General features: G+C 56.0%; 6 protein-coding genes and 3 tRNA genes. All 9 read right to left on the reverse strand.

Annotated elements, in window-relative coordinates:
* Positions 1-505: 505 nt before the first annotated feature.
* Positions 506-1,894 (reverse strand): efflux transporter outer membrane subunit, encoded by a 1,389-nt coding sequence (locus RTK32_RS15485; RefSeq protein ID WP_312045536.1) that lies wholly within the window; start codon positions 1,892-1,894, stop codon positions 506-508.
* On the reverse strand, positions 1,894-2,976 hold the full coding sequence (locus tag RTK32_RS15490; RefSeq protein ID WP_312045526.1) for an HlyD family secretion protein: 1,083 nt from the start codon (positions 2,974-2,976) through the stop codon (positions 1,894-1,896). The genes RTK32_RS15485 and RTK32_RS15490 overlap by 1 nt, the downstream gene beginning before the upstream one ends.
* Positions 2,973-4,604, reverse strand: a complete 1,632-nt coding sequence (locus tag RTK32_RS15495; RefSeq protein ID WP_409451105.1) for an MFS transporter — start codon at positions 4,602-4,604, stop codon at positions 2,973-2,975. Before RTK32_RS15495 ends, RTK32_RS15490 begins: the two co-directional genes overlap by 4 nt.
* Positions 4,605-4,665: 61 nt before the next feature.
* The gene (locus tag RTK32_RS15500; RefSeq protein WP_312045530.1) at positions 4,666-5,097 is read right to left on the reverse strand and encodes a MarR family transcriptional regulator; all 432 of its coding nucleotides are present in this window, start codon (positions 5,095-5,097) and stop codon (positions 4,666-4,668) included.
* Between the two features lie 376 nt (positions 5,098-5,473).
* Positions 5,474-5,559 (reverse strand) — tRNA-Leu (locus RTK32_RS15505).
* 12 nt (positions 5,560-5,571) lie between these two features.
* Positions 5,572-5,645: transfer RNA gene (locus RTK32_RS15510), tRNA-Cys, on the reverse strand.
* A 42-nt stretch (positions 5,646-5,687) separates the two neighbouring features.
* Positions 5,688-5,763, reverse strand: a tRNA-Gly gene (locus tag RTK32_RS15515).
* Positions 5,764-5,916: 153 nt separating this feature from the next.
* Positions 5,917-6,465: a CDP-diacylglycerol--glycerol-3-phosphate 3-phosphatidyltransferase gene (pgsA, locus tag RTK32_RS15520; RefSeq protein WP_312045531.1), complete on the reverse strand. Its 549-nt coding sequence runs from the start codon at positions 6,463-6,465 to the stop codon at positions 5,917-5,919.
* 71 nt (positions 6,466-6,536) lie between these two features.
* Positions 6,537-7,999 (reverse strand): excinuclease ABC subunit UvrC (gene uvrC / locus RTK32_RS15525; protein WP_312045534.1); only part of this gene is annotated, 1,463 nt, incomplete at its 5' end.

Raw genomic sequence — 7,999 nt, forward strand, 5'->3', positions numbered from 1 at the left:
GGTGGCGGTGGCCGTGGCGGTGGCGGTGGCGGTAAAGATGACAGCACACCGGTCTCACGCCGAGCCTTTTATTGCTGTCTGGTCGGTATTTGCGGGTAGCGTCTTTACATTGGCCGGATGGGGGGTTTTGCTACACGGCCATACGATAGCGCAGCTTTAAATCCAGCGTAGCGGCAGCTTGTTGACAGCAGCCGCGCGGGCACATTGCGAAGAAAGGCATCATGCGCATCAGTGCATTCGGGCCTTCAATCTTTCACTTGTCGCGCCTTTACCCTTTTCACTCCTTCAGGCCTTCTCCCCTTTCATCCTTTCATCCTTTCAATACTTCACCCTTTAGTCCTTCGCCCTTTCAACCGGTTCGCTATCCTATTTCGCGTCCGGCACGGCTCTAAAGATAGCCTTGTTGGATACCATGATAACAGCGGTAACGCTCATCGTGGCATCCAGCAAGGCCATTGAGGTGCTCGCCATCATCCTGCCTGCCAGAAACAGCCTTAACCTGCTGTTATCCGCTTTTTTCGGCTTCCGCCTGCCAGCCGCCGCCCAGCGCCCGGTAGAGGTCGATCTGCGCCTGCAGCAGATTATTTTTTACCTGTACCTGGTTAAGCTGTGTGCTGAACAGTGTCCGCTGCGCGTCCAGCGCATCCAGATAGGAGGCATAACCATTCTGGTAGCGATTGTTCGCTATATGCAACGCTTCACTGACCACCTGCTCCTGGGTTTGTAACTCTGCCAGCTGCTCTTTATAGCGCGCAATCGCATCCAGATCGTTATTTACTTCGCTGAAAGCATTGCGCACTACTTTCTCATAGTTAAACAAAGCCTGATTGCGGGAGGCCATAGAAACGTCAACCTGTGCCGTCAGTGCCTCTCGGTTGAGAATTGGCGCCAGTACGCTGCCGCCAATGCTCCAGAGGCGGAACGGATTATCCGCCAGCTGATGCAGCGCGGCGCTTTGCAACGTGCCGCTGGCGGTAAGGTTCAATGAAGGAAGCAGGCGCGCCTTCGAGGAGGCCAGCGTAGCGTCCGCCGCCAGCAGCAGGCGCTGGGCCTGCGCAATGTCGGGACGCCGTTGTAAAAGTTCGGAAGGCAGTAGCGAAGGCAACTGCTGTGGTGCAACCTGCTTAAAGCGCCCCTGGCGGGCGATTTCACGAGGATTCATCCCTACCAGAATGCTAAGCGCGTTTTCCTGTTGCTCGATCTGATGCTGCAGCACCGGGACCTGAGCTTTCGCGGTCTGATATTCCGACTGCGACTGTACCCATTCCAGCCGGGAGGTATAGCCGGTTTCAAACTGCCGTTGCGCCAGCCGCAGTGAATTTTCACGCGTGGCCAGCGTCGCCTCTGTTACGCGCAGCTGCTCGTCAAGCGCCAGTAGCGTCATATAGCCTGAGGCAACCGAGCTGGCTACGGTCAGTTCTGCTGCGGAAGACGCGGCCTGGATAGCCGCCAGCGAGGATTCTGCAGCCGTTATGTTGCTGCTGCGCGCCCCCCATAAATCCACATCATAATTGGCCTGTAGCAACCCCTGAAACACAGCATACTCATAGGGCTGGCCGCTTACCGATGAGAGCGCTCTGGCATGGGTGCCAGCCATGCCGACGTTCAGCGTTGGAAAGTTGTTTCCCTCGGCTGCCCGCAGTTCGGCCCGATACTGGTCGACACGAGAACGCGCGGTAAGAATATCCAGATTGTGCTTCAGCGCCTGCTCCACCAGCACATTCAAATCGCGATCGCCGAAGGCATGCCACCATCCCGCTTCTACGGGCGAGGAGGGTCCCGCCTCATGGCGCCACTGCGTCGGTACGGGCAGCGATCCCGGTGCCTTGTCAACTTTCGTGGCGCAGCCGGCAGGCAGCAGAACCACGATCAACAGCGCCAGCGCACGACGCATCATTTCGCCTCTCCGGCAGCGGTATCGATATTCACCTCAACGGACATACCAGGACGCAGGCGGCCCGCTTTATCACTGGTAATGGCGATCCTTACAGGAATGCGTTGGGCAATTTTAACGAAGTTACCGGTGGCATTATCAGGCGAGATCGCGCTGAATTCCGACCCGGCGGCTGGCGAAATATATTCCACTTTTCCCTGATAGGATTCGCCGTTCAGCGCATCAACGGTAAAAGTCACCGGCAGGCCCGGCCGGATATGCGCCATCTGCGTCTCTTTCATATTGGCTATGACCCACATCTGCTGAGGCACCAGTGAGGTAAGCCGGGTACCTGCCGCCACATAGGCGCCCTGGCGTACGGCGATCTGGCCAAGCTGGCCGTCGCGCGGTGCGATAATGCGCGTATTGTCCAGATCGATCTGTGCCAGTTCTAACGCGGCCTGAGCGTTCGCCACGTCCGCCTCCATTGAAGCATGGTTAACGATGGTGGTTTGCAGATCCTGGCGGGATACCTCCAGCGTGGCTTTCGCCTGCTGCACTTCGGCCAGCGTCTGGGCATTGCTGGCGCGAGACGCGTCGCGCTCGCGGATGGACAGGGAACCGTCAGAAACCAGGTTCTCTACACGCTTTAAATCCAGCCCGCTTTTGATTAACTGAGCTTTGGCGTTTTCCAGCACGGCCTGATTGCGGGCGATGACCGCCTGCGCGCTTCGGCGCTGCTGCACGTTATTCTCCAGCGCGGCCTTTTTAATCGCCAGCTGCGCCTGCGCCTGGTGCACCCTCTGACGATAAATTCGATCGTCGATGGTCATCATGACCTCGCCCTTGTGCACCGGCTGATAATCCAACACGTTGACGGCGGTGATATAGCCATTAACCTGCGGGCTGATAAACGTCACCTGCCCGCGCACGTAGGCATTTTCCGTAGACTGTATCGCACTGGTAAAAGGCGGCAGCTGCCAGGCGTAAAGAATGACCAGTACCCCAACTATCGCAATGCCTGCTCCCGTCACTATTGAGATGATCCGTAGCTTGTTATTTCGTTCACGCTCGGCGAGCTGGCTTTGTTCCTGCTGACTCATTCATTCCTCATCATGTTGTTGGCTTGCAGCATCTGCCTTTCTGCTTCCGCTTCGCGTTTGGCCTGCTGCCAGTTGAGATAGCGCAGCCGCGACAGGCGCCATAGTACCCAGATTAATGTGACAAAGGCCATTCCGGCCGTAAGAAGATAGGTATCATTATAAGCCAGCACGTTTGCCTGTAGCGTTGCCACACTCTGTAGCTGCGCGATCCCCTGCGCACTGAGCTGCGTGGGATCGCCAATCAGGCTGTTAAACAGCCCCGAATATTGCGACAGTCGCTCAGTGACGTTGGGATCCAGTAAGGAAAGCTGGTCGCCCAGCAGGCTGGAGTGATATTTTTCCCGCCATATCTGGAACGTCCCCAGCAGAGCCGACCCAATCAGGCCGCCAAGATTCTGACACATACCAAAGAGGACAACCAGGCTGACCAGGTTTTTGGGCTGGGTCACCACGCTGCCGATATTCAGTAGCAGTGCTGGCGCAATAAAGAAGGTGCTGCTAAACCCCAGCAGGAACTGGCTGAAATACATATTGTTGCCGCGCGTTAACGGGCTGGAATGGGCATCCATCAGCGAGGCCACCATGATCAACAGCAGCGACACCACGATCGGCCAGCTGAGATGTTTGACGTTGATGGTCAACGCGCTGGTGGCGATCCCGGCAATCACGCCCAGCAGGATAGCCAGCGCCAGCCCCTGCATCTGATCGTTCAGCAGCCCGACCTGCTGCAAATAGCCGATAGCACCCGTATTTTGCTCGGCCAGCGTGACGCGCAGCATGACCATCACGATCCCAAGGCGAAAAATGGCACCGGTACGCAGCCAGCGCGTATTGATCAAGGGATTGCTGCGGTTATGTTCAAGCACCACTGCGGCAATCACCAGTACCAGTCCGAGGGCAAGGCATATCCCCAGCCACGGCGTGCTGGTCCACCATTCAATACGCCCCAGCGACAGCACCGCGCAAAACAGCGCCATGCCCGGCGCCATCAGCATAAACGTCAGAAAATCCTTCTTTTCAAAAACCTTCATGCGATCGCCTGGCGGGAGCTTCAGGATTAACACCGCGCCGAGGCAGATCATCGCCAGTCCTAACTCAAACAGATAAAGACCGCGCCATTGCTCCAGCTGCAGCAGCTCGCTGGAAAAGAGGCGTGCCAGCGGGATAGCCAGCTGTGAGGCGCCCAGACCGATAGCCATCGCTTTTAAGCGATGCTTTGCCGGCCACGCCTGCACCTGATAATAAATGCCCAGCGAGCTAAGAGCCGCACCTACCATGCCATGTGCAGCGCGTACGATAATCGCCGAGCTGAGGTCATTAACCAGCAGATGAAAGAAAGAGACCAGCGCATACAGCACCAGGAAGGCTTCGGTAAACGCACGCAGGCCATACTGCTGGCGAAATTTAACCAGCAGCAGGTTAATAGAGATATTGCCCATGACGTAAACGGCAGGCAGCCAGGCAATTTCATTACTGTAAGCGCCGAACACCCCCTGTAAATTGCTCAGGTTCGCCGTCACCAGCGCATTGCTCAACGCACCGGTGACGGAAATCAGCAGCCCAATAAGACCGAAAGCAATACGTTTGGGAGTGGGATGAAGAGGCGTGGAAGGCGAGCCTGGCAGCATCGGCTTCTCGCCTGGCGCCCATTCGCGCGGAGCGAAAGGATCGGGACGGCTACCGCGCACGCTATTTTGCCTCAGTCGCTTTCAATAATTTTTGCAGCACACGCTGCGCGACGATCAGTTCGTCACGGGTAATACTCGCCAGCAGCTCGTTACGCAGCTTTTCTATCTCTCCGGCCAGCTGCTGATGGAGTGCCGTACCTGCAGGCGTAATTTCAATCAGGCGTTTACGGCGATCTTCCGGGGGCTGCGTGCGCACCACCAGCTGCTGTTTAACCAGCCGATCCACCAGCGGGACAATCGTCGCCTCTTCCAGGCCCAGCGCCTGTGCCAGTTCTTTTTGGCTGACAGGAGCGGTTTGCGTCACCAGCGTCGCTATTGCCATCCAGCTGCTGGTCGTTAAGCCCTCTTCTTTTACCCGACGATCAATGGCCTGACGCCATGCCTGGGCAGTCAGATGGAGCAATCGGGAAAAGGTAAGATCCTGAATATTCAATATATAGAAGCCTGATAATTAGTTTGCTAACGAAAAAGAAAGCACGATTATAAACAAGGATCATAGTCGACAGAAAGCGGTTTGCCGTGGTCCGGGAAAAATTATCGCCGTAATGCCCCCTGGCACCACACCGGCAGACGGCCTGTCTGTAGTAACAGGCCGGCATCACATACAAGGATTGTCGGATGGATAGGACCTGGACTCGTCCGCCAACCTCGTACGCAACGGCAGCAGGGATGCCTGTCGCGGGGAGCCGACGACCACGCGCGACATTCGCCTGCCTGAGGCGATTTTCAGGCACAAAAAAACCGCCTTTCGGCGGCTTACGACATTGCACAAGGTGCTTTTTTTATTTGTTTTAATCGGTAGTCGAAGATGGTGCCCGGGGCGGGACTTGAACCCGCACAGCCATAAGCCGAGGGATTTTAAATCCCTTGTGTCTACCGATTTCACCACCCGGGCATGGGTGTAAAGTGGAGGCGCGTCCCGGAGTCGAACCGAGGTAGGCGGATTTGCAATCCGCAGCATGGCCACTCTGCCAACGCGCCTTTATTCTGCTTTGCTGCCAGCGCTGGGCTGACCGCTAAATCTGGAGCGGGAAACGAGACTCGAACTCGCGACCCCGACCTTGGCAAGGTCGTGCTCTACCAACTGAGCTATTCCCGCATTTTTCAGCGTTCTTAACAGAACCTGCTGATTTACTTTATCTTCTGGCGACTCAGCTGCCTTTCGATGCGTTGCATTCTACTGACTGGAAGAAATGAGTCAACACAAATATCCGCACTTTTTTCTCGTTTGCTGTTTTTTAAATCGCATTGATCACCGTTCGAACAGATCGCCGCGCGCCGCGCTCAAATACTGATACATCGACCAGAAAGTCAGGACGGCGGCGACGTAGAGCGCCGCTACGCCGATGCCTTCTACCAGACGATCCGGCCGCCACAGCAGCGCGAACAGCGCCAGCATCTGCGCGGTGGTTTTCACTTTACCAATCCACGAAACGGCCACGCTGCTGCGCTTGCCAATTTCAGCCATCCATTCGCGCAACGCGGAAATGATGATTTCGCGTGCAATCATCGTCGCCGCCGGTAGCGTAATCCACCATGCATGGAAATGCCCGGCCACCAGAACCAGTGCAATAGCCACCATTACTTTGTCGGCAACCGGATCCAGAAACGCGCCAAAGCGGGTGGTTTGTTTCCAGCGACGCGCCAGCCAGCCGTCGAACCAGTCGGTGATCGCCGCCACGATAAATATCAGTGCACAAACCAGCGGCGCCCATTCAAACGGCAAATAAAAAGCCAGTACGAAGAAAGGGATTAACACGACACGAAGCAAAGTAAGTAAGGTCGGAATATTAAAATGCATAGGTACGCTAACTGTCTGGGCAGAGTAGAATTTGTCCCTATGTTCCTACAATGCCTTAGCCAACGCAATGCTTAGTGTTTCAGCGAATAAAAGATTTTCTCCGCCAGTGCCTGCGAAATGCCGGGCACCTGAGCTATCTCTTCGACTGAGGCGTTCATCAGCGGCTGCAGGCCTCCCATGTACTTAAGCAGCATTTGACGACGTTTAGGCCCTATCCCTTCAATGCTTTCCAGCGCGCTGGTATTTTTAACTTTTGCCCGCTTATTGCGATGTCCGGTAATTGCATGATTGTGAGAGTCGTCACGAATATGCTGTATGACATGCAGCGCTGGCGAGTCAGGCGGCAGGGAAAACCCCTCCCCTTCCGGCTCGAAGAACAGCGTTTCTAACCCGGCTTTACGATCGCTGCCCTTCGCTACACCCAGCAGAATCGGCCGATTTTTATCCCAGCCCACCTCCAGTTCTGCAAAGACGGATTTGGCCTGCGCCAGCTGGCCTTTACCGCCATCGATCAGGATCAGGTCAGGAATTTTGCTTTCTTCCAGCTCTTTACCGTAGCGACGGCGAAGCACCTGGTTCATGGCCGCGTAATCATCGCCAGGAGTAATTCCGCTAATGTTATAGCGACGATATTCGGAACGCAGTGGCCCATTGCTGTCGAAAACCACGCAGGAAGCCACCGTTTGCTCGCCCATCGTATGGCTGATATCAAAACATTCCATGCGTTTGATTGCGGGCAGATCGAGCACTTCGCTTAGCGCCTGTAAGCGCTGGTGAATAGTAGACTGCTGCGACAGACGGCTGACCAGCGCCGTGCTGGCATTCGTCCTGGCCAGCTTGAGATACCGGGCGCGATCGCCGCGCGGGTTGCTCTGTATAGAGACTTTTCTGCCGGCCATGTCGCTCAGCGACGCCGCTAACAGATCTTTTTCCGGCAGCGCGAAATCCAGCAGGATATCAGCAGGCAACGTACGCGCCTGACTTCCCTGCAGATAGAACTGCCCAACAAAGGTCTGAACCACTTCGGCAATATCGGTGCCGCCCGGGACTTTTGGAAAATAGCTGCGGCTGCCAAGCACTTTTCCCTGGCGGATAAACAGCACGTGCAGACAGGCCATGCCGTTATCGAAAGCGACGCCTATAACATCCAAATCGTCGCCGTTATTAGAAACGAACTGCCGCTCGGTTACGCGCCTTACCGCCTGGATCTGATCGCGCAGCCGCCCCGCTTCCTCGAACTTAAGCGACTGGCTGGCTTCTTCCATCCGGCCAATCAGCTGTTTCAGCACCTGATCGTCTTTGCCGGACAAGAACAGCCGAACGTAGTCAGTTTGCTGCGCATACTCTTCTTCGCTAACCAGCCCCGCCACACACGGTCCAAGGCAGCGTCCAATCTGGTATTGCAGGCAGGGGCGGGATCGGTTGCGGTATACGCTGTTCTCACACTGCCGTACCGGGAATATTTTTTGCAGCAGAGACAACGTTTCCCGCACCGCGTAGCCGTTCGGAAAAGGCCCGAAGTATTCGCCTTTGG

The sequence above is a fragment of the Erwinia sp. genome (genome assembly GCF_031978025.1).
Taxonomy (GTDB): domain Bacteria; phylum Pseudomonadota; class Gammaproteobacteria; order Enterobacterales; family Enterobacteriaceae; genus Erwinia.